Origin of the sequence: Pseudomonas sp. (assembly GCF_035554175.1) — a bacterium.
Classification (GTDB): Bacteria; Pseudomonadota; Gammaproteobacteria; order Pseudomonadales; family Pseudomonadaceae; genus Aquipseudomonas.
The window spans coordinates 161,582-183,349 of the sequence record NZ_DATMIV010000001.1 but is presented as its reverse complement, the minus strand read 5'-3'; the positions used below and the strand labels follow the sequence as shown (position 1 = coordinate 183,349).

16 protein-coding genes and 1 other RNA gene are annotated in these 21,768 nt (G+C 60.9%); 4 read left to right on the top strand and 13 right to left on the bottom strand.

Translation table 11 applies throughout. The features are described 5' to 3' along the window. The first annotated feature begins 85 nt into the window (after positions 1-85). The gene (hemN, locus tag VNV36_RS00800; protein WP_325715308.1) at positions 86-1,468 is read left to right on the top strand and encodes an oxygen-independent coproporphyrinogen III oxidase; all 1,383 of its coding nucleotides are present in this window, start codon (positions 86-88) and stop codon (positions 1,466-1,468) included. On the opposite strand, the gene VNV36_RS00795 is transcribed toward hemN, so the two are convergent. Continuing rightward, positions 1,465-1,947: a hypothetical protein gene (locus VNV36_RS00795; RefSeq protein ID WP_325715306.1), complete on the bottom strand. Its 483-nt coding sequence runs from the start codon at positions 1,945-1,947 to the stop codon at positions 1,465-1,467. The two genes, hemN and VNV36_RS00795, sit on opposite strands and share 4 nt — an antisense overlap. 154 nt (positions 1,948-2,101) lie before the next feature. Between VNV36_RS00795 and fnr the strand changes: the two genes are divergently transcribed. Both fnr and VNV36_RS00785 read left to right on the top strand, forming a co-directional pair. Then, positions 2,102-2,836: a fumarate/nitrate reduction transcriptional regulator Fnr gene (fnr, locus tag VNV36_RS00790; RefSeq protein ID WP_016773865.1), complete on the top strand. Its 735-nt coding sequence runs from the start codon at positions 2,102-2,104 to the stop codon at positions 2,834-2,836. 75 nt (positions 2,837-2,911) lie between these two features. Further along, a complete protein-coding gene (locus tag VNV36_RS00785; RefSeq protein ID WP_007918333.1) occupies positions 2,912-3,460 on the top strand; it encodes an adenine phosphoribosyltransferase in 549 nt (182 codons plus the stop codon). A 90-nt stretch (positions 3,461-3,550) separates the two neighbouring features. Here VNV36_RS00785 and VNV36_RS00780 read toward each other — a convergent pair whose 3' ends face one another. From VNV36_RS00780 to dnaX, 5 genes are all read right to left on the bottom strand, one after another. Beyond that, positions 3,551-4,699: an acyl-CoA dehydrogenase family protein gene (locus tag VNV36_RS00780; RefSeq protein ID WP_325715302.1), complete on the bottom strand. Its 1,149-nt coding sequence runs from the start codon at positions 4,697-4,699 to the stop codon at positions 3,551-3,553. A gap of 154 nt (positions 4,700-4,853) precedes the next feature. Then, complete coding sequence (recR, locus tag VNV36_RS00775) at positions 4,854-5,456, bottom strand: recombination mediator RecR (RefSeq protein ID WP_325715300.1); 603 nt, start codon at positions 5,454-5,456, stop codon at positions 4,854-4,856. 66 nt (positions 5,457-5,522) lie between these two features. Continuing rightward, entirely contained in the window at positions 5,523-6,557 is a 1,035-nt protein-coding gene (curA, locus tag VNV36_RS00770; protein WP_325715298.1) for an NADPH-dependent curcumin/dihydrocurcumin reductase, read from the bottom strand. Positions 6,558-6,828: 271 nt separating this feature from the next. Beyond that, a complete protein-coding gene (locus VNV36_RS00765) occupies positions 6,829-7,167 on the bottom strand; it encodes a YbaB/EbfC family nucleoid-associated protein (RefSeq protein WP_003223337.1) in 339 nt (112 codons plus the stop codon). Between the two features lie 67 nt (positions 7,168-7,234). Next, positions 7,235-9,343: a DNA polymerase III subunit gamma/tau gene (gene dnaX, locus VNV36_RS00760; protein ID WP_325715295.1), complete on the bottom strand. Its 2,109-nt coding sequence runs from the start codon at positions 9,341-9,343 to the stop codon at positions 7,235-7,237. A 144-nt stretch (positions 9,344-9,487) separates the two neighbouring features. Here dnaX and VNV36_RS00755 point away from each other — a divergent pair, with 144 nt between their 5' ends. After that, positions 9,488-10,237: a substrate-binding periplasmic protein gene (locus tag VNV36_RS00755; protein ID WP_325715293.1), complete on the top strand. Its 750-nt coding sequence runs from the start codon at positions 9,488-9,490 to the stop codon at positions 10,235-10,237. A 105-nt stretch (positions 10,238-10,342) separates the two neighbouring features. On the opposite strand, the gene VNV36_RS00750 is transcribed toward VNV36_RS00755, so the two are convergent. The 7 genes from VNV36_RS00750 to smc all read right to left on the bottom strand — a co-directional run bounded on the left by VNV36_RS00750 (position 10,343) and on the right by smc (position 21,766). Next, positions 10,343-12,304, bottom strand: coding sequence for a hypothetical protein (locus tag VNV36_RS00750; RefSeq protein ID WP_325715291.1), 1,962 nt, complete (start codon positions 12,302-12,304; stop codon positions 10,343-10,345). A 36-nt stretch (positions 12,305-12,340) separates the two neighbouring features. After that, positions 12,341-12,850 (bottom strand): hypothetical protein, encoded by a 510-nt coding sequence (locus VNV36_RS00745; RefSeq protein ID WP_325715289.1) that lies wholly within the window; start codon positions 12,848-12,850, stop codon positions 12,341-12,343. A gap of 189 nt (positions 12,851-13,039) precedes the next feature. Continuing rightward, positions 13,040-13,136: signal recognition particle sRNA small type (ffs, locus tag VNV36_RS00740), an RNA gene on the bottom strand. A 146-nt stretch (positions 13,137-13,282) separates the two neighbouring features. Beyond that, entirely contained in the window at positions 13,283-14,446 is a 1,164-nt protein-coding gene (locus tag VNV36_RS00735) for a zinc-binding metallopeptidase family protein (protein WP_325715287.1), read from the bottom strand. A 188-nt stretch (positions 14,447-14,634) separates the two neighbouring features. Continuing rightward, on the bottom strand, positions 14,635-16,992 hold the full coding sequence (ligA, locus tag VNV36_RS00730; RefSeq protein WP_325715285.1) for an NAD-dependent DNA ligase LigA: 2,358 nt from the start codon (positions 16,990-16,992) through the stop codon (positions 14,635-14,637). A 162-nt stretch (positions 16,993-17,154) separates the two neighbouring features. Next, positions 17,155-18,018: a cell division protein ZipA gene (zipA, locus tag VNV36_RS00725; RefSeq protein WP_325715283.1), complete on the bottom strand. Its 864-nt coding sequence runs from the start codon at positions 18,016-18,018 to the stop codon at positions 17,155-17,157. A gap of 259 nt (positions 18,019-18,277) precedes the next feature. Then, the gene (gene smc, locus VNV36_RS00720; protein WP_325715281.1) at positions 18,278-21,766 is read right to left on the bottom strand and encodes a chromosome segregation protein SMC; all 3,489 of its coding nucleotides are present in this window, start codon (positions 21,764-21,766) and stop codon (positions 18,278-18,280) included. Between the last annotated feature and the right edge of the window lie 2 nt (positions 21,767-21,768).

The following is a 21,768-nucleotide window of genomic DNA, read 5'->3' as shown; positions in this document are numbered from 1 at the left end:
TTGTGCTGTTGATGCAAATCAACAGCGCCATCGCCGCGCCCCGATAGACTCGCCACACTGCCAGCCTATCCGGGGGAATGCCCGCATGCTCGACGCCATTCGTTGGGACACCGATTTGATCCGCCGCTACGATCTGGCGGGGCCGCGCTACACCTCGTACCCGACGGCCGTGCAATTTCACGGTCAGGTCGGCACCTTCGACCTGTTCCACGCCCTGCGCGACAGCCGCAAGGCGCAGCGGCCGCTATCGCTGTACGTGCATGTGCCGTTCTGCGCGAACATCTGCTACTACTGCGCCTGCAACAAAGTCATCACCAAGGATCGCGGCCGCGCCCAGCCGTATCTGCAACGGCTCGAGCAGGAAATCCAGCTGATGGCCTGCCACCTCGACCCGGCGCAAACCGTCGAGCAGTTGCATTTCGGTGGCGGCACGCCGACCTTTCTCAGCCACGACGAACTGCGCCAGCTGATGGCGCACCTGCGCAAGCATTTCAATCTGCTCAATGACGACTCCGGCGATTACGGCATCGAAATCGATCCGCGCGAGGCCGACTGGTCGACCATGGGCCTGCTGCGTGAACTGGGTTTCAACCGGGTCAGCATCGGCCTGCAAGACCTTGACCCGGCGGTGCAGCGCGCGGTCAATCGCCTGCAAAGCCTGGAAGAAACCCGCGCGGTAATCGATGCCGCGCGCACCCTGCAATTTCGCTCGATCAACATCGATCTGATCTACGGCTTGCCCAAGCAAACGCCGGACAACTTCGCCCGCACCGTCGCTGAAGTGATCAGCCTGCAACCGGATCGCCTTTCGGTGTTCAACTACGCGCACCTGCCGGAACGCTTCATGCCGCAGCGGCGGATCAACAGCAGCGAGTTACCGAGCCCGGCGCAGAAGCTGGAGATGCTCCAGCGCAGCATCGAGCAATTGACGGGGGCCGGTTACCGCTATATCGGCATGGACCACTTCGCCCTGCCGGATGACGAATTGGCCGTCGCTCAGGAAGAACACACCCTGCAACGCAACTTCCAGGGTTACACCACTCACGGTCATTGCGACCTGATTGGTTTGGGCGTGTCGGCGATCAGCCAGATTGGCGATTTGTATTGCCAGAACAGCAGCGATCTCAATGCCTATCAGAACGCCCTCGCCAGCGCGCAACTGGCAACCAGTCGCGGGCTGGTGTGCAGCGCCGACGATCGCTTGCGTCGCGCGGTGATTCAGCAGCTGATCTGCAATTTCACTCTGGTATTTGCCGAGATCGAGCAGCAATTCAACATCGATTTCCAGGGCTATTTCGGCGCGCTGTGGCCGCAGCTGCAAGGCATGGCCGAAGATGGCCTGATCAAACTCGATCGCGAGCGGATCGAAGTCTTGCCGGCGGGGCGTTTGCTGGTGCGCTCGGTGTGCATGGTTTTCGATGCGTACCTTGAGCAGCACAACCGCCAGCGTTTCTCGCGAGTGATTTAAGGCTTGGTCAGCAATGAGCCGACCTTGAGGTTCTGATCCGGGCTCAGCGCCGACTGATTCATGACTTTGGACAGGGCCAGACTGGCGGTGATCAGGCCGCTGTTCAGGGCCGCGATGGCGCCACGCAGTGCGGCGAGCTTGTTGATCTTTTCCTCATTGGAGAGGGTTTTGTCTGACATCACCGCCGCCATGCGGGCTTTCTTTTCGATGATTTCTTTTTGGATTTTGCGGATCATTTTCAGCAACTGCTGAATGTTCTCCGGCAAACCGCTGTTGTCGATATCGCTGTTTTCGCCGCCGACAGCGGCGGATTTGGCGATGGCCGCCCCGGACAGCGACACTTTGACGCCCTCGACCAAGGCCGGGGTTGCCGTGTTTGACATGTCGTCATCGCGGTCGATTGCAGTGTCGGTGCTGGTTACCTCTGGCGAAGCAGCAACGCCGCTGCTACCGGGGCTTAGCGTGCCAATGGCGGTCATCGGGGCCTTCCTTGGATGAATGCTGATAGCGGGTTATCGGCCGCAGGTGCTGCGGCTTTATGTCTGTAGGACAACGCCGCCGCGTGCTGGCCTGAATGTCCTTCCGTGGGTTACCCTTACGGCTTATGTGTGTTTTCCCACAAGGATTGAAGAAATGTCCGAGCCAGTCAAACTGCGCGCTCACAACCAGGCTCATTGCAAGGATTGCAGCCTGGCCCCTCTCTGCCTGCCACTTTCTTTGAATCTGGAAGACATGGATGCGCTGGACGAAATCGTTAAACGCGGCCGCCCGCTGAAAAAAGGCGAGTTCCTGTTCCGCCAGGGCGACACGTTCGATTCCGTTTATGCAGTACGTTCCGGCGCCCTGAAGACCTTCAGCCTGAGCGATGCCGGCGAAGAACAACTGACGGGCTTTCATTTGCCAAGCGAACTTGTCGGCCTGTCGGGCATGGACACCGAGAAGCACCCGGTGTCGGCCCAGGCACTGGAAACCACTTCGGTCTGCGAAATCCCCTTCGAGCGCCTCGACGAACTGGCCCTGCAGTTGCCACAACTGCGCCGTCAGCTGATGCGAGTGATGAGCCGCGAGATTCGCGACGACCAGCAGATGATGCTGCTGCTGTCGAAGAAAACCGCCGACGAGCGCATCGCCACCTTTCTGGTCAACCTCTCGGCGCGTTTCCGCGCCCGCGGCTTCTCGGCCAACCAGTTCCGCCTGAGCATGTCGCGCAATGAAATCGGCAATTATCTGGGCCTGGCGGTGGAAACCGTGTCGCGAGTGTTCACCCGCTTCCAGCAGAACGAACTGATTGCCGCCGAGGGCAAAGAGATCCACATCCTCGACCCGATCCAGCTCTGCGCGCTGGCCGGCGGCTCGATCGAAGGCTGATCACGACCCGCGGTTGAGCGAATCGTTTCAGCCGCGGGTATACTGCGCCGTTTGCAGCCCTGCCAGGACACCCCGATGGTCTTCGACTCCTTCGACATCAAATCCCTGATCCGCCCCGTGATCGACTTCCCCAAGCCAGGCGTGATCTTTCGCGACATCACCCCGCTGTTCCAGTCGCCCACCGCCCTGCGGCTGGTGATGGACAGCTTCGCTCATCGCTACGTCGAAGCCGACTTCACCCACATCGGCGCGATGGATGCCCGTGGCTTTCTGATCGGTTCGGTACTGGCCTATCAGTTGAACAAGCCGCTGGTGCTGTTTCGCAAGCAGGGCAAACTGCCGGCGGACGTGCTGGCCGAAGGTTACGCGACCGAATACGGCGAAGCGTTTCTGGAAGTGCACGCCGACAGCCTGTGTGAAGGCGATTCGGTGGTGATGTTCGATGACCTGATCGCCACCGGCGGCACGCTGATCGCAGCGGCCAACCTGATTCGCCGCATGGGCGCACGGGTGCATGAAGCGGCGGCGATCATTGACCTGCCCGAGCTGCAAGGTTCGCAGCGTCTTGAAGACATGGGCATTCCTACCTTTTGCCTGACGCAGTTTGCGTTGACCGATAAATAATCAAGATCAAAAGATCGCAGCCTTCGGCAGCTCCTACACAGGGATCCGCATTTCCCTGTAGGAGCTGCCGAAGGCTGCGATCTTTTGCTTTTAGAGCCCCATCTGCTTGCTGATGATTTCGTTCATCACTTCCCGCGTCCCGCCACCGATCGACAGAATCCGGTTATCCCGATACAGCCGCTCCACCAGACTTTCACGCATGTAACCCAGGCCGCCAAGGATCTGCACCGCTTCGCTGGTGATCCGGTGCGAGGTGTCGGTGGCGAAATTCTTGGCCATCGAAATCTCCTTGATCACACTCCGCCCCGCCGCCATTTTCGCCGCTTGCCGATAGGTGAATTCCCGCGACACTTCCAGCGCGGTGGCCATCTCGGCAAGGCGGTGCTTGATCACTTGAAACTTGCCGATCGGCTTGCCGAACGCTTCGCGCTCGCGCGCCCATTTCAGGCTTTCCTCCAGCGCCAGCTGTGAGGTCATGTTGGCCATCAGTGCCAGCGCCAGGCGTTCGCTCTGGAAGTTGCCCATGATGCAGGCGAAGCCCATATTCTCGGCACCAATCAGATTGCCTACGGGTACGCGGCAATCATCGAAAAACAATTCAGCCGTATCCGACGCCCACCAGCCCATTTTCTTCAGCTGCCGGCCAACGTTGAAGCCTGGCGTGCCTTTCTCGATCAGCAACAGGCTGATGCCGCCGAACCCCGGCGCACCTGTGCGCACCGCGACGGTGTAGAAATCGGCGCGGACGCCGCTGGTAATAAAGGTTTTGCTGCCGCTGACCCGGTAGAAATCACCGTCCCGCACGGCACGGGTTTGCAGGTTGGCAACGTCGGAACCACCGCCGGACTCGGTCACCGCCAGGGCGATGATCTTCTCGCCGCTGAGCACCTGTGGCACGACCCGCTCTCGCACTTCTGGCCGCGCCCATTTGATGATCGGCGGCAAGCCGATATCCAGCGAACCCAGCCCGGCGACCAGGCCAGCGGAGCCGCAGCGCATCAACTCCTCGCTGGCGGCGACCTTGGCGAACACGTCGCCTTCATGACTGCCACCCAACGTTTCTGGATAGCCGATGCCGAGAATCCCGGCTGCACCGGCCTTCAGGTACAGCTCACGGGGAAAGCTTTCGGCTTCTTCCCACTGATCAACGTCCGACAGAATCTCGCGTTCGACGAAACGTCGGACGCTGTCACGAACCAATTGGTGGCTGGGGTCGAAGTATTCCTGAAAGGCAGGCATGGGCGAGCTCCACGGAAGGGTTCGCCGACGTTAACCGAGCGCTTGCTTGGTATTCAAGATGCAGAAGATCAAAAGATCGCAGCCTTCGGCAGCTCCCACATTGGAATGCGTTCCCCTGTAGGAGCTGCCGAAGGCTGCGATCTTTTGATTTTTATCAGAGGGAAATCGGCTTACGCCCGGCAAACGAATGCGCCAGCGTCCCGCCATCGACCAGCTCAAGCTCACCGCCCAGCGGTACGCCGTGGGCAATCCGCGAAGCAATCAGGCCTTTGTTCTGCAGCAACTGGGCGACGTAGTGCGCGGTCGCCTCGCCCTCCACCGTCGGATTGGTGGCGAGGATGACTTCGGTGAACGTCCCCGCCTCTTCAATCCGCGCCATCAATTGCGGAATGCCGATCGCTTCCGGCCCCAGTCCGTCAAGCGGCGACAAATGCCCCTTGAGCACGAAATAGCGGCCACGGAACCCGGTTTGCTCGACGGCATAAACATCCATCGGCCCTTCCACCACGCACAGCAGCGTGTCGTCGCGGCGCGGATCGGCGCATTGCGGGCACAAATCGTCTTCGGTCAGCGTACGGCACTGGCGGCAATGGCCGACGCCTTCCATGGCCTGGCTCAGGGCCTGGGCCAGGCGCGTACCGCCGCTGCGATCACGTTCGAGCAACTGCAACGCCATGCGCTGAGCGGTTTTCTGACCCACGCCCGGCAAGGTGCGCAACGCGTCGATCAGTTGGCGAATCAAAGGGCTGAAGCTCATGGGTAAACAGTCCGACTAAACAACGAGACGCGGTTTATACCCGCGCCTCCGGCCAGCGTCAAATCCTCAGTCCTGGGCGACCCGGACCACCAGTTTGCCGAAGTTGCGCCCTTCCAGCAGACCGATAAACGCCTCGGGCGCCTGCTCCAGGCCTTCGACCACGTCCTCGCGGAATTTCACTTTGCCGTCACGTACCCATGGCACCATGTGGCTGATGAATTCCGGCTGACGATCACCGTAGTCATCGAACACGATGAAGCCCTGAATGCGTACGCGCTTGGTCAACAGCGTGCGTTGCAGCATGGGCAGGCGATCCGGGCCGGTCGGCGCTTCGGCGGCGTTGTAACCGGCGATCAGGCCGCACAGCGGAATGCGCGCCTTGGGGTTGAGCAGCGGCACGACCGCATCGAACACATGTCCGCCGACGTTCTCGTAATAAATGTCGATACCGTCCGGGCAAGCCTTGGCCAGTTGCTCGGCGAAGTCATCGGCCTTGTGGTCGATGCAAGCGTCAAAGCCCAGCTCTTCGACTACGTATCTGCATTTCTCGGCACCGCCAGCCACACCGACCACGCGCAAACCTTTGATCTTCGCCACCTGGCCAACCACCGAGCCGACAGCGCCGGACGCCGCCGCCACGACCAGGGTTTCGCCTTCTTTCGGCTGACCGATGTCCATCAGGCCCATGTACGCGGTCATCCCCGGCATGCCCAGCACACCGAGGGCCATTGACGGGCTCGGCAGTCCTGCGGGGATCGGCATGATGTTGCGGCCGTCACTGATGCTGTGGCTTTGCCAGCCGGTCGCGCCGACCACCAGATCACCGGCATGGAATTTCGGATGGTTGGAGCGCTCGACCCGGCTGACCGCGCCGCCGGTCATGACTTCACCGATCTGCACCGGGGCGGCGTAGGACGGTGCGTCGCTCATCCGCCCGCGCATGTACGGGTCGAGCGACAGGTACAGGGTTTTCAACAGCACTTCACCGTCCTGCAGATCCGGCAACGCCTCGCGCTCGAGACGGAAGTTTTCCGGAGTCGGCGCGCCGGTCGGGCGCGAAGCGAGGACAAAGCGTTGATTGAGGGTGAGAGGGTCAGACATGTCAGCGTCTCCTGGGAATGGGGAATTCGGTGGTATAGGGAGCAGACCGTTGTGGCTGTTGCGCGTTCGATGTTTCGCACTGCACCACATTCATGTAGGAGCTGCGGAACGCTGCGATCTTTTGATCTTGCTTGTAAACAACAGAATCAAAAGATCGCAGCCTCGTTTCACTCGACAGCTCCTACAGGGCGCAGTGGTAACGGGTCAGAAACAAAAATGCCAGGCGCGATGCCTGGCATTTTTTGTAGCTCATCTGTCGCCCGATGGCGAATCAGAATGGCAGTTTCATACCCGCTGGCAGGTTCATGCCGGCGGTCATGCTGCCCATTTTTTCCTGGCTGTTGGCTTCGATCTTGCGCACGGCGTCGTTGACGGCGGCGGCGACCACGGCTTCCAGCATCTCTTTGTCGTCTTCGCTCAGGCCTTCGACCAGGCTTGGGTCGATGCTCACGCTTTTAACGTCGTGACGACCAGTCATCACCACGGTGACCATGTCGCCGCCGGCCTTGCCGGTGACTTCGGCGTTGGCCAGTTCTTCCTGCATCTTGGCCATTTTTTCCTGCATCTGCTGCGCCTGCTTCATCAGGCCGGCCATGCCACCTTTCATCATGGGAATCACCTCAAACGTACTTGGATCAAAACAGCGCCCGGCCATCGAGGCCGAACACCTTCAGTTATTAGCCTTGGGTGACCAAGGCGTCGACAGGTTCAATAGTATCGCTTCGCACCACCGCGCCGAACTGCTGAACCATCTGCTGGATGAACGGATCGGCGTGGATCGATTCCTCCGCCTCGCGCTGACGGTTGGCGCGGCGGCGGGACGCGGCCTGGGCCGGGGTTTCCTGCTCGGGCTTGATCAGCTCGATGGTCAGGCTCAGCTGGCGCCCGTGGAACTGGTTCAACGCATCGTTGAGCCTGCGCTGTTGTGTGGCATTGAACAGTGCGCTGTGGGCAGGGTCGAGGTGCATCAGCCAATGGTCACCATCGACCGCAATCAACGTGCAGTTGGCGGCGATGCTGCCAGTCATGCCGGAAATCGGCAGTTTCGGGAACAGCTCCAGCCATTGCAAGGCCAGGCCTGTCGCTGGCGCGGCGGCAGGTTCCGGCTCGGGCTCAGGTTCGGGATCGGCGGCGTGTTCGCTGGCCAGTTCGTCGAGGTAGCTGTAAGCCGAATCCATATCCGGCTCAATGTAGTCCTCATCCAGCGGCGGTTCGTCGTCGAGGTCAATGCCCGGCGTGGCGGCATCGACGTCAGCGACCGACGGCTCGGGAATCGGCGCAGCGGCCCACTCCGGAGCGTCCGGCACTGCACTGTCCGGGGTCGGCAGCGGCATTGGCGGCAGCTCGGGCTGCTCGCTGGCGGTTTCCAGCACCGGCTCGACGGCAGGCTGCTGTACCGGCGCCGGCTCGGGCTCGGCTTCCACCGGGTCGTTCCACGGCAGATCGACCACGGCTGCGACGGCGACCGGCTCGGGCTCAGGCTCAGGCTCCGGTTGCGGTTCAACCACCGACGCAACGGCGGTGGGCTCTGCAACAGGCGCGGCAACCGGCGCTGGCTCAGGCGCGAGCGTAGGTGTCGGCGCAACTATTGCAGCGACCACCGGCGCAGGCTTCGGCGCGGCAGCCACTGCGTTTGCGGAATCAACTGTGGCCTGGCTGATCCCCACTGGCTTTAGCGGTTGCCTCGGCGCGTCCGCCGTATCCGCCGGTCGGAACGCGAGCATGCGCAGCAAGACCATTTCGAAACCGCCGCGTGGGTCTGGTGCCAGCGGCAAGTCGCGGCGACCGATCAGGCCCATCTGGTAATAGAACTGCACGTCTTCGGCCGGCAACGCCTGCGCCAGGGCCAACACGCGATCACGGTCGCCGTGGCCATTGTCGACCCCTTCCGGCAGCGCCTGAGCGATGGCCACGCGGTGCAGCACGTTGAGAATTTCCGAGAGCACGCCGTTCCAGTCCGGGCCTTGCTCGGCCAGATGGCGCACGGCCTCGAGCAGCGCCTTGGCGTCGCCTTCGATCAGCGCATGCAGGACGTCGTAGACCTGCCCGTGATCCAGCGTGCCGAGCATCGCCCGTACGTCGGTGGCGAGGACTTTGCCTTCACCGAAGGCGATGGCCTGATCGGTCAGGCTCATGGCGTCGCGCATCGAACCATCGGCGGCGCGGCCGAGCAGCCACAGCGCATCGTCTTCGAACGGTACGTTTTCCGCCGTCAGCACGTGGGTCAAATGCTCGACCACACGCTCAGGCGTCATGTTCTTAAGAGAGAACTGCAGGCAGCGCGAAAGAATCGTTGCCGGAAGTTTCTGCGGATCGGTAGTCGCCAGGATGAACTTGACGTAGGGCGGCGGCTCTTCGAGGGTTTTCAGCAGCGCATTGAAGGAATGGCTGGAGAGCATGTGCACTTCGTCGATCAGGTAGACCTTGAAGCGCCCACGGCTCGGCGCGTACTGCACGTTGTCGAGCAGTTCGCGGGTGTCTTCGACCTTGGTGCGGCTCGCGGCGTCGATCTCGATCAGGTCGACGAAACGGCCTTCATCGATCTCGCGGCACACCGAACATTCGCCGCAGGGACTGGAGGTGATACCTGTCTCACAGTTCAGGCATTTGGCAATGATCCGCGCAATGGTGGTCTTGCCCACCCCGCGCGTCCCGGTGAACAGGTAGGCGTGGTGCAGCCGTTGGCTGTCCAAGGCATTGATCAGAGCCTTGAGCACATGGGTCTGGCCGACCATTTCGCGGAACGAGCGCGGACGCCATTTACGTGCAAGAACCTGATAACTCATCGAAAACCGTCGCAGCGAAGGAAGCAGAAGCGGCTAATGCTAGCGGAGCAAGGGCAAAATTGCATCCGGTGTCCTCGTCTAATATGGCTAAGCTGCATCAGCAGAGGCTTTTATCGGTTCGGGACGGCGATGACCGGAGCGTTTATGCGGTGGGCCTTAGGGGCATTGATAGCGATCAGCCTGAGCGCGACGGCAGCGCAACCGCCGTTGCGCATCGCCGTGCCGGACAGCTGGGCGATGCCGATGGTGCAACTGGAGAGCGGCAGACCGACCCAGGGCATTCTCCACGACATCCTGCTCAGCCTGGCGACCCAGGTCGGGGTGCCGGCGCAATTCATCGTACTGCCGCGCGCTAGGGTACAGAGCGCCATGGAACACGGCGACATCGACGTGCGCTGCTATGCCGCACAGTCGTGGCTGCCGAATCAGTCGGGCGATTACATCTGGAGCGTGCCGCTGTGGTTTCAGCGCGACTTGCTGGTTGGCCGCCAGGATCAACCCGCGCCGGTCAACCCCGCTCACCTGCCGCGCCAGGCCATCGGCACCGTACTCGGTTATAGCTACCCGACCCTGCAACCGCTGTTCGATGCCGATCAGTTGCAACGTGAAGACGCGCGCAATCAGGAACAGGTGCTGGAGAAACTGCTGGCCGGGCGTTATCGCTACGCGGTGAGCAACCAGTGGACGCTGGACTGGATCAACCAACGCCTGCTGCCAGAGCAGCAATTACGAGGGGTCACGGTGCTGCAGGAACAGAACATTGGCTGCTATGTGAGGAACGCCCCCGAGGTGCCGGTGCAACGGATTTTACGTACGTTGCTGCGGATGAAGATGTCCGGCGAGATTGACGAGATTATCCGACTCTACACCGGCACCTCCGAACACACCCCTTAACGCCTTGTGGGAGCGAGCCTGCTCGCGAAAGCGCCGTGTCAGGCGACACAGTTGTTGAACCTGCCGACGCGTTCGCGAGCAGGCTCGCTCCCACAGGGTTGCCCGTCAATAACCGTGGGACTCGCGGAATTTCTGATAATCGTGAAAGTCGATCCACTCGACCACGTCGTAAGGCAGGTAAAGCTGTTGTCGGGCGCGGGAAATGCCGATGTACACGGCGCAGATGCGCTGATCGAACTCGTAGGCGTCCTTGAATTTCTCATTGCTGAGCAACGCCCGGGTCAACAGCACCCGCCTGAACTCCATACCACCCGCCTGCTCGGCCATCATCAACAGGCAGGCTTTGCCCGGCTCGATGATTCTCTGGTTCAGCCGGGTCAGATCGGCAATCATGAAGCCGTTTTGCAACTGCGCTTCGATCCACAAAAAAGCTTCGTCGAACTGGTTGGCATCACGCACCTGCTGCCAGTCGGCCATGTCGCTGAAATACGGATGCGGCCCCTTTTCGCTATACCCGGCGTTGTAGAAATCACGCCGGAACAGCTCGATGGCGGTGCTCATGAAATGCTTGATGTCGTCCTGCGCCTCCTTGTCGGGAAAACTGAACGCAGCACTGGAATCATGCAGGTGGATGGCCCACATCATCGTGTCCCAGGGTGATGCGGTCAGCACCACGCAGCCCTCGGGCGGCACGAAGGCCTCCGGGTAATACTCGATATCGACATCCGCATGCCGGGCGCCTTCGAAAGGCACTTTGCTCTTGTGCGTGTGGCGCGAGATGAGCGGGTTGACCAGCCGTTCGACGTTACGACCCGAGCGCACCGAGTAGCAAATATCGCTTTGCCGGACTTCACGCTTGCGCTTGACCGGTTCGCCGCTGGCCTGTTGATACTCATCGCCCAGGGTGATCAGCACCTGCCGCCCCCGCTCGATGATTTGCAGCAGCGACGCCGGCACGTCCTGGCTTTCGTCGATGATTACATGGGTATAGCGCGGCGGAACCCGGCAACCCGCGAGACTGGCGCGCTTGATCATCAGCAATGTCTGAAAGCCGCTCTGGCTGGCCCAGGCCGGATTGGCCTCAAGATAGACCCACAGGCGACTGGAGTATTCCAGCAGTGCCTGCGCGTCCATGCCGCTCAAGGGTTGCTGGAAATGTGGCAAGTGCCTGGCGCACAGGGTGTGATCACGTGAAGCGCAATAGAGCTCCAGCACGCGCAGACAAACTTCAAGGGTGCCCTGCCCATCGTGGTGTCGAAAACCGAAAATATTAAGTTCCTGGGCGAGCGCCTGTTTGCTCGGGATCCTCGATGGGGTCTTTGCCGCGTGAAACCTGGGACCCAGCAGTTGGGCCTGGGCAAAATCGAAAAACGTCTGGCCGACCTCAGTGTCGTGCACTTGCACGATGTGCTTGCGCAACGTCTCGAGTTTCGCCGCAGTGCGCGCCAGCACCAGGGTTCTTTTCGAGCGCAGGCATTCAATCAGGGCACTGAGCATGTAGCTCTTGCCGATGCCCGCATAACCCTGAACATGCAGGTCTTCGTCCAGATTGGCACGAAAGGTTTTGAGCAGTTTGTCTTGCGCAGCGCTCAACCAGTGCTCGCGCTCGCGAGGGGTGACCATTTGCTGACTGAACGGATTGTTCTGCTTCTGGTGGCGGATCTTGTAGTCCACATCCCACTGCCCACCGGGCAACAGATACTCCTGCGCCGCCACTTCATCGGCCATCAAAAACCGCAGATTCAGGCGTTTGAGCGCATTGAGCCCGAAATACAACTTGCGCGAATCGAACAGACGCAGCGCCTCTGAAACCAGCCCAGCCGAGCCCGAACGCCGGGATGTGACGGACCAATCGATGAGTCTGGCGAGAATTTTCTCCGCTGCGCTGGCGCTCAGATCCTTTTCCGTGGCCTGAGCCAGGTTCTGAATAACCAGTACCGCTGCCAGTTCCGGGTCGCTCAGATTGCCCAGGGCTGCATCGCCACCGGGCTGCAGCAACGCCGTACACACATCGTGGGTGATGGGCAAAAATACCGGGGTGGCCAAATCAAAATGTTCCGGGTGCATACAACCTCGCCGCCTGGGCTTTGACACATCACCAGATTAGTCCTGGTCATTCTCGTCGTGCATTTCATGGGTGTGCGGCAAGTAGCCCTCATTGCCGGCCTCGGGATTGATACGAAGCTCGAAGGAGTAGTCGCCCAGCGTCCCCGCCATGCCGCCCGGATAGCGTCGATCTGCGTCGCCAGCCATCGAGCCTGTATCAAGCTGCGCCTGCACTTCGTAGAGCGCCATTTCCAGAAGCCTGCGCAGGTGTTCAGGGCTTTTAGCGGTGGCGTGCAGTTGCAGGTCGTACTTGCCGGGCATCGAGGCTGGTTCGTGCGCGACGATGGCCGGTTGAGTCTCTAACGCGTTCGGCTGTTCGGTCTCTTCGGCCGCGTTGAAAACAGCAGATGCCGCCAGAATCGCGGCGTGCTCGTCATCCATCAGGTCGAGCAATCGCGACAGCTCCAGCGTCCGCTCGGGCTGCTCCTGCATCTGCTCTTTGACTTGTAGACGACGTAACTGCCATTCACGCAGTTTTTCCCGGGTCAGATCGTCAATTTCACCCACTTGCCTTACCTCTCGATGCCTGGCGAGGGAGTATGCCACTGTTCAGCTTCGACAGCCGAACGGGCACCGGGACGTGCGCTGCTGATGACGGATCAACGTCAAACGCCAAATCACAGGCATAAAAAAACCGCAGTGGGCGAAACCCATGCAGTTCTGTCTGAAGCCTTCAATGGTTCGTTAAGGTGGTGCCCCCACCAGCCACACCCCGGCACACAATGTTCCCGCTGTGGCTGCTTCCTTCCGGATCTGACCAGGTTCACGGGTAATCGTTGCGGGGGGACCGATGGGGTCACCATAACGACGCTTGCCTGTCGGCGAGCCGCGCCATTGTACCTGTCTGAGATGAAGTTACAACCGTTGGTTGCAGATTAAAAATACCAACAGGTTCAAAGACATGCGGTGACGGCAAAAGATCGCAGCCTGCGGCAGCTCCTACAGGGCCAGGACTTCGTCTGCGCGACCGCCCGCCTGCTGGATCACCAGATGAATGAAGTGCAACTTGGCAATCGCCGCTGCCGGCAGCACGAACGGGTAGAAATCCGGCTGGCCCATGCTGCGCGACAGTTCGTTGAGCATGCCGGCCAGTTCGATCCACGCGTTGACGAATGACAGGAACGCCGTGCCGCCCGGGTGCTCCGGGTCATACAGGGTGCTGGTCGGAAAGGGCTGGTAGTCAAAGTCCATTTCCCGCGCGCTCATGCCGAAACCCAGTGCCGTATCCACTGCATCCATCATGTGCAGGTAATGCGCCCAGGTTTCCGCCCAGTCTTCCCACGGGTGCATGGTGGCGTAGGCACTGACGTAATGCTGCGGCCAGTCCAACGGTGCGCCTTGCCGATAGTGGCGATCCAGCGCGTCGGCGTAACTGGCGCGCTCGTCGCCGAACAGGTTACGGAATGCGTCCAGCCACGGGCCGTTGGCGATCAGTCGATCCCAGTAATAGTGGCCGACCTCGTGGCGAAAATGCCCGAGCAGTGTGCGATAGGGTTCGTGCATCTGCGCCCTGACCTGCTCGCGGTGGGCATCGTCGGCTTCCTGGATGTCGAGGGTGATCAGGCCGTTGGCATGACCGGTCATCGGTGCGTTGCCTTGCAGATCGACACCGATGAAATCGAAAGCCAGGCCGATTTCTTCGTCCGCGGTTTTCGCAATGACCGGCAGTCCGAGGGTGATCAATTGCGCGACCAGTCGGCGCTTGGCGATTTCAACCTTGCGCCAGCGTTCAGGGTTCTCCGGGACAGAAAGATCGGGGATGGTGCGATTGAGGCTGCAGGCGAGGCACAAGGTGTCGTGATCGTTGGCCGGCAGCAGCCAGTTGCACGCGGCGGGCATGTCCAGGTTGGCGCAACGGCGGAACAGTCCGGCGTCGGGGTCGACGTCGAGTGTCCAGGTGCCCTCCTCCGGTCCCGGTTGCAGCGAGGTCAGGCGACTTTCTTGCGGCTGATAGCCGAGCAAGGCGTTACAGGCCAAACACTGACTGTTGCGAAAGAACAGAGACTGGCCGCAACGACACGGCCAGACTTTGCTGTTGCGTGAGGAGCCGGCCACGAACGGCGCGATGATGCGGGAACTGAGCTGCTCGAAAAAGCGGTGCATGGCGATCTCTCCCTGGGACTGGCCAAGACTAGATCATCCCCGCGCGAAGATCGTTCCCACGCTTTTGCGGGGTGCAGAGCAAAAGATCGCAGCCTTCGGCAGCTCCTACAGGAGATCAGAGAACACCCGCGCTATCGTGGTGGAACACTAGCCCTGTAGGAGCTGCCGAAGGCTGCGATCTTTTAATCTTAAACCGTGACGCCATGGGTTTTGAGGAAGGCGATAAACGCCTCTTCATCCATGACTTTCACGCCCAGTTCGTTGGCCTTGGTCAGTTTTGAACCGGCACCCGGGCCGGCGACCACACAATGGGTTTTTGCCGAGACGGAACCGGCAACCTTGGCGCCCAGGCTTTCGAGGTGATCTTTCGCCACATCGCGGCTCATCAATTCGACCTTGCCGGTCAGCACCCAGGTTTCGCCGGACAAAGGCAGACCTTCGACGACTTTCTTCTCGCTCTGCCAGTGCATGCCGAAATCACGCAACTGCTGCTCGGTCTGCTCGGCCAGTTGGCGGTTCTCGGGCACGGCGAAGAACTCGCGCACCGAGTTGGCCTGTTTCTCGGGCAATGCCTGACGCATATCCAGCCAGTCAGCATTCATCACTGCGTCGAGCGAGCCAAACCTGTCAGCCAGTTTCTGTGCGCCACCGGGGCCAACGAACGGGATGTGCAGTTTGTCGAGCAAACCGCCCAGCGTAGTGCTGGCGGCAAACTCGGCGCCCAGTTCGCCCTCATCCTGGATCTGCAAACCATGACCCAGCAGTTGCGTGATCACCTGCCGGTTGTGCGCGTCCTCGAAGAAACTGTGAATCTCGTGCGCCACTTCCAGGCCGACGTCCGGCAGGTAGGTCAGCACATGCGGCAGTGCCTGTTGCACGCGATCGAGCGAACCCAGCGAGCGCGCCAGCACCTTGGCCGTCTCTTCACCGACATCGGGAATGCCGAGGGCGTAGATGAACCGTGCCAGGCTCGGTTGCTTGCTGTCTTCGATGGCTTTCAGAAGCTTGTTGCTCGAGACCTCGGCAAAGCCTTCCAGATCGACGATGTCATCGAACTTCAGCGCATACAGATCGGCGGGTGAGCTGACCAGACCTTCGTCAACCAGTTGCTCGACGCTCTTGTCGCCCAGGCCTTCGATATCCATGGCCCGGCGCGAAACGAAGTGGATGATCGCCTGCTTCAGTTGCGCGCCGCAGGCCAAACGGCCGACGCAGCGGTACACCGCGCCTTCGCTGACGGTTTCCTTGCCCTTGCTGCGCTTGATCAGTTGCGTGCGCTCGACGTGCGAGCCGCACACCGGGCAGCTTTCAGGGATGGCCACCGGGCGCGCGTTATCAGGCCGCCGCTCGGCGACCACTTGCACCACTTGCGGAATCACGTCACCGGCGCGGCGGATGATCACCGTATCGCCGATCATCAGGCCCAGGCGCGCCACTTCGTCCATGTTGTGCAGCGTGGCGTTGGCCACGGTGACGCCGGCGACTTTCACCGGTTTCAGGCGTGCCACCGGGGTAACGGCGCCAGTGCGACCGACCTGAAATTCCACAGCGAGCAACTCGGTAAGTTCTTCCATCGCCGGGAATTTGTGCGCGATCGCCCAGCGCGGTTCGCGGGCGCGGAAGCCCAGCTCACGCTGATCGGCAATGCTGTTAACCTTGAACACCACACCGTCGATTTCATAAGCCAGCGCATTACGCCGTGCGCCGATGTCGCGGTAGTACTCCAGACACTCGTCGATGCCTTTGGCCAGCTTCAGTTCGTGACTGATCGGCATGCCCCACTTCTGCAACTGCTTGAGGTTGCCGATGTGGGTGTCGGCAATATCGTGGGACACCTGGCCGATGCCGTAGCAGCAGAATTCCAGCGGCCGGTTGGCGGTGATTTTCGAATCGAGCTGGCGCAGACTGCCCGCTGCTGCATTGCGCGGGTTGGCGAACGTCTTGCCGCCGATCTCCAGTTGCGAAGCGTTGAGGCGTTCGAAACCGGCCTTGGACATGAACACTTCGCCGCGTACTTCCAGCGTCGCCGGCCAGCCTTCACCGTGCAGCTTCAAGGGAATGTTGCGCACGGTGCGCACGTTGACGCTGATGTCCTCGCCGGTGGTGCCATCGCCACGGGTGGCACCGCGTACCAGCAGACCGTCCTGATACAGCAGGCTGACCGCCAGGCCATCGAGCTTCGGCTCGCAGCTGTACTCCACCGCCGCGCCACCACCGAACAGATCGCCGGCCGGCACGTCGAGACCTTCGTTGACGCGGCGATCGAACTCGCGCATGTCGGCTTCTTCGAAGGCGTTGCCGAGGCTGAGCATCGGGATTTCGTGACGCACCTGAGTGAACGCGGTCAGCGCCATGCTGCCGACGCGCTGGGTGGGCGAGTCGCTGGTGATCAGCTCCGGGTTGGCCGCTTCCAGTGCCTTTAGCTCGTGAAACAAGCGGTCGTACTCGGCATCCGGAATGCTCGGTTCATCCAGTACGTGATAACGGTAGTTGTGCTGATCGAGCTCAGCGCGCAGCTCTAGAATGCGGGTTTTGGCGGCGGTCATGGGTGTTCTCTCATAAAGCAAAAGAGCAGCCGAGGCTGCTCCAGTTTTATTCCATTATCGGCGGCGGGGCCAGAAGATCGCAGCCTCGTTGCACTCGTCAGCTCCTACAGTATCGCGACCCTCTGTAGGAGCTGCCGAAGGCTGCGATCTTTTGATCTGGCCTTAGCGCTTCTGGGTCAATGCGCGGCGTTCGAATTCGACGATGCGCTGACGGTAGTGCTCGATCGTCTGCGCGGTCAGCACGCTGCGCTGGTCATCCTTCAGTTCGCCGTTCAACTCCTGGGACAGCTTGCGTGCTGCCGCCACCATCACGTCGAAGGCCTGCTTCGGATGACGCGGGCCTGGCAGGCCGAGGAAGAAGCTCACCGCCGGGGTACTGAAATGGTCGATGTCGTCCAGATCGAAAATGCCCGGCTTGACCGCATTGGCCATGGAGAACAGTACTTCACCGTTGCCGGCCATGCTTTCGTGGCGATGGAAAATGTCCATTTCGCCAAAGCGCAGGCCGCTTTCCAGAATGTTCTGCAGCAGCGCCGGGCCCTTGAAGCCGGCCGGGTCACGGCAGATCACGCTGATCACCAGCACTTCTTCGGCTTGCGGCTGATCTTTTTCCGCTGCGGCCGGTGCAGGCTTGCTGTCTTCGGCAAAATCGTCGTCACGGCTGCTGAAGCTCGGACCGCCGTCCAGGTCCAGGTCGAGGTTCAGGTCGCCCTGCGCCGGGCCATTACTGCCGCGCTTGCCGCGTTTGGATGCGGTTTCACGCGGCTCGCGGGCTTCGCGGGCCGGCATGCTCACCGACGGCAGATCATGCTCGTCCAGTTGCGGCTCTTTGTGCGTGTCCAGCACGCGGGCCGGGCCCAACAGCTCGGCGCTGGTGTCCTCGTCCGGCAGATTGGAAAGGCTCCGGTCGAGACGGAACTTCAGCTTTCCCTTGCCGCCGCGCATACGGCGCCAGCCATCGAAAAGAATACCGGCTATCACAATGATGCCGATGACGATCAGCCACTCGCGCAGACCGATTTCCATGTAATCCCGTGCCTCTATAAAAAATGCTGAAAAATAAGGGGTTTACACTGCGTAAACCGCTTTAAAACGTGGCGCCAACTCTATGTTCTGACAGGCGTTTTGCCCACGTATACGAAAAATTGACATTAAACTAGCACGACCAAAGACAACTTTACACCGTCTGTCTCATTTGGCTTGCGCGAATATGTCGATTGGCCATTCAGCCGGTGTCTGTAAAAAGTCCTACAGACCTCCAAAACTATTCCGACACCTCACCGACTCAGGCGTCCACCATCGCCATCGCCTCCTCGACATCCACCGCCACCAGTCGCGAACAACCCGGTTCATGCATGGTCACGCCCATCAACTGCTCGGCCATTTCCATGGCGATCTTGTTGTGGGTGATGTAGATGAACTGCACGGTCTGCGACATTTCCTTGACCAAGCGCGCATAGCGTCCAACGTTAGCGTCATCCAGTGGTGCGTCAACCTCATCGAGCATGCAGAACGGTGCCGGATTCAACTTGAAGATGGCAAACACCAGTGCCAGCGCGGTCAGGGCTTTTTCCCCACCGGAGAGCAAATGGATGGTGCTGTTCTTCTTCCCGGGCGGCTGCGCCATGATCGTCACCCCTGTATCGAGTAGATCTTCGCCCGTCAGTTCCAAATACGCCCGTCCGCCACCGAAAACTTTCGGGAAAAGTGCCTGTAAACCGCCGTTGATCTGATCAAAGGTATCCTTGAAGCGATTGCGGGTTTCCCTGTCGATCTTGCGAATGACGTTTTCCAGGGTCTCCAGCGCCTCGACCAGATCGGCGTCCTGCGCATCCAGATAACGTTTACGCTCCGATTGTTGCGTGTATTCGTCGATGGCCGCGAGGTTGATCGCGCCCAAGCGCTGAATCCGCGCGTTGATGCGTTCGAGTTCCTCTTCGGCTTCGCGTTCACTGGCTTGCGCAGTCAGTGTCGCGAGGACGCCGTTGAGATCGTAGCCGTCTTCGAGCAGTTGATCCTGCAAGGCCTTGCGGCGCACGGTCAGGGCCTGCCACTCCATGCGCTGCTGTTCGAGCTGGCCGCGAATCAACTGCGATTGCTGTTCGGCCTGAGTCCGGCGTTTTTCCGCGTCGCGCAGTTCGCGATCGGCATCTTCCAGAGCGATCTGCGCGGTCTTGAGTTCCTCGTCGACGGTCATGCGTTTGTCGAGCAGTTCTTCGAGTTTCAGGCGCAGCTCTTCCAGCGGCGCCTCACCCTCCTCCAGATTCAGACTCAATTGCTCGCGTTTTTCCGTCAGGCGTTCGGCCTGCATTTCCAGGCGCTCCAGCGCCTGACGCGTGGAGTCGTGCTGAGCGCGCAACGAGCCGAGACGCACGGCCAGTTGGTGGGCATGATCCTTGTGCTGCCGCGCTTCCTGGTGCACGCGGTCGAGGCGTTCGCGCAGGCTGTCGCGCTGGGCCAGCAATAGCTCGCGCTGCTCGGTGTCCAGCGCCATGGCATCAAGTGCTTCCTGCAATTGCATGCGCGCTTCGCCGACCTGCTCGTGCTCAAGCTCGCGCTGTTCGCCGAGCTCAACCAGCTCTTCATCGAGGCGGGTTCGACGCAACGTCAGCTGTTCGGCCTTGGCTTTGCCGGCGGACAGCTGCGCTTTCAGTTCACCTTGCTGGCGCGCTTCGTCCTGCAGCAAACGGCGCAGATGTTCACGGCCGTTTTCCTGCTGGCGCTGTTGCGCGCGCAGGGTTTGCAGGCGGTTTTCCATGGCCTCGACCGTGGCTTCGCGTTCTTCGCGTTCAAGCTGCAGGTCTTCGATTTCCTGGCCGCGGGCGAGCATGCCGCTTTCCGCTTCACTGGCACGGCGCACACGCAGAAAGTGCCGGCCGACCCAATAGCCATCGCGACTGATCAGGCTTTGGCCTTCGTTCAACTGACTGCGCAAGGCCAGGGCCTGCTCAAGACTGTCGACCGGTTTGACCTGGCCGAGCCACGGTGACAGATCGATCTGCGCCTCGACTTTATCCAGCAAGCTACCCGCGACGCGCACGCCATCGCCGGCCGGGCTGAGCAGGCGCAGATCGCCCTGGGTGAAACCGGAGAGATCAAAACCGCTGAAATCGTCGACCAGCACCGCTTGCAAATCGGCGCCGAGCACGGTTTCCACCGCCAACTCCCAACCCGCCTCGACCTTTAAACCCTCGGCCAGACGCGGGCGTTCGGCGAGGTTATGCTCGCGCAGCCATTCGGCAGTGCCGGTGCCTGGATCGAGCGCGGCTTGCTGCAAGGCTTCAAGAGAAGCCAGGCGACCGTTGAGCCGCTGCAAATCACCCTGCGCCTGCTGCTGGGCGGTCAACGCCTGCTGCAATTCCTGACGCAGTTGTTCAAGTTTTTCGACCTGCGCTTCTTCGCTGGTCTGCAAATCTTCCAGGGTCGCTTCGGACTCGGCGAGCTGCTCGTTGAGCGCCATGATCGCCGCATCTTCCGGATCGGCTGAAAGCAACGCACGTTCTTCGCCGAGGCGTTTCTGCCGGTCGGCCAAGCGCTCCATACTGCTTTCCAGCTGCTGGATGCGCGACTGCTGGACTTCGGCCTGACGGCGCGGTTCGGCAGCAGTGAGGTTGAAGGCGTCCCACTGCTCCTGCCAGCCGTGCATGGTAGTTTCGGCTTCTTCGAGGGCTGCGGCGGCTTCCTCGGCGGCGGCGCTGGTGACTTCCTGCTCGGGGGTGAGCATGTCCAGCTCTTCGCCGAGGGTCAGCAGCAAGGTGTGGTCGTGACCCAGGTGCGATTCGGTTTCCAGACGCGCCCGCTCGGCTTCTTTCAGATCATCCTGCAACTGGCGCAGGCGCTGCTGGCCGTGCTGGATGCTCTGCTCGACCCGGGCAATGTCGCCGCCGACCGAATAGAAGCGCCCCTGCACCAGATTGAAGCGCTCGGACAGGTCGTGGTGACCGTCGCGCAGGCGTTCGATGGCGGCGTCAGCGTTACGCTGCTCGGCGACCAGGGCTTCGAAACTGACTTCCTGATTGCCGATGATTGACTCGCGCTGACCGACCTGCTCGTTCAGATCCTGCCAGCGCAGGGCCGACAGTTGCGCCTTGAGCTGACGCTCTTCAGCCTTGAGTTCCTGGTACTTTTTCGCAGCCTCGGCCTGGCGGTGCAGGCGTTCGAGCTGGCGTTCGAGCTCTTCACGCAGGTCGGTCAGGCGCGCGAGGTTTTCGTGGGTGCGGCGGATGCGGTTTTCAGTCTCGCGCCGACGCTCCTTGTACTTGGAGATGCCCGCCGCTTCTTCAATGAAGTTGCGCAGATCTTCAGGCTTGGACTCGATCAGCTTGGAGATCATCCCCTGCTCGATGATCGAGTAGCTGCGCGGGCCGAGGCCGGTGCCGAGGAAGATATCGGTGATGTCGCGACGACGGCACTTGGTGCCGTTGAGGTAATAGGTGGTCTGGCTGTCGCGGGTGACTTTACGGCGAATGGAAATCTCCGCGTAGGCGGCATACTCGCCCAGCAGCGTGCCATCGGAGTTGTCGAACACCAGTTCGATGCTTGCCTGACTCACCGGTTTGCGGCTGGTCGAGCCGTTGAAGATGACGTCGGTCATCGACTCGCCACGCAGATTCTTCGCCGAACTTTCGCCCATCACCCAGCGCACGGCGTCGATGATGTTCGACTTGCCGCAACCGTTCGGCCCGACGACCGCCGCCATGTTACTGGGGAAGTTCACCGTGGTCGGGTCGACGAAGGATTTGAACCCCGCCAGTTTGATGCACTTTAGCCGCACGC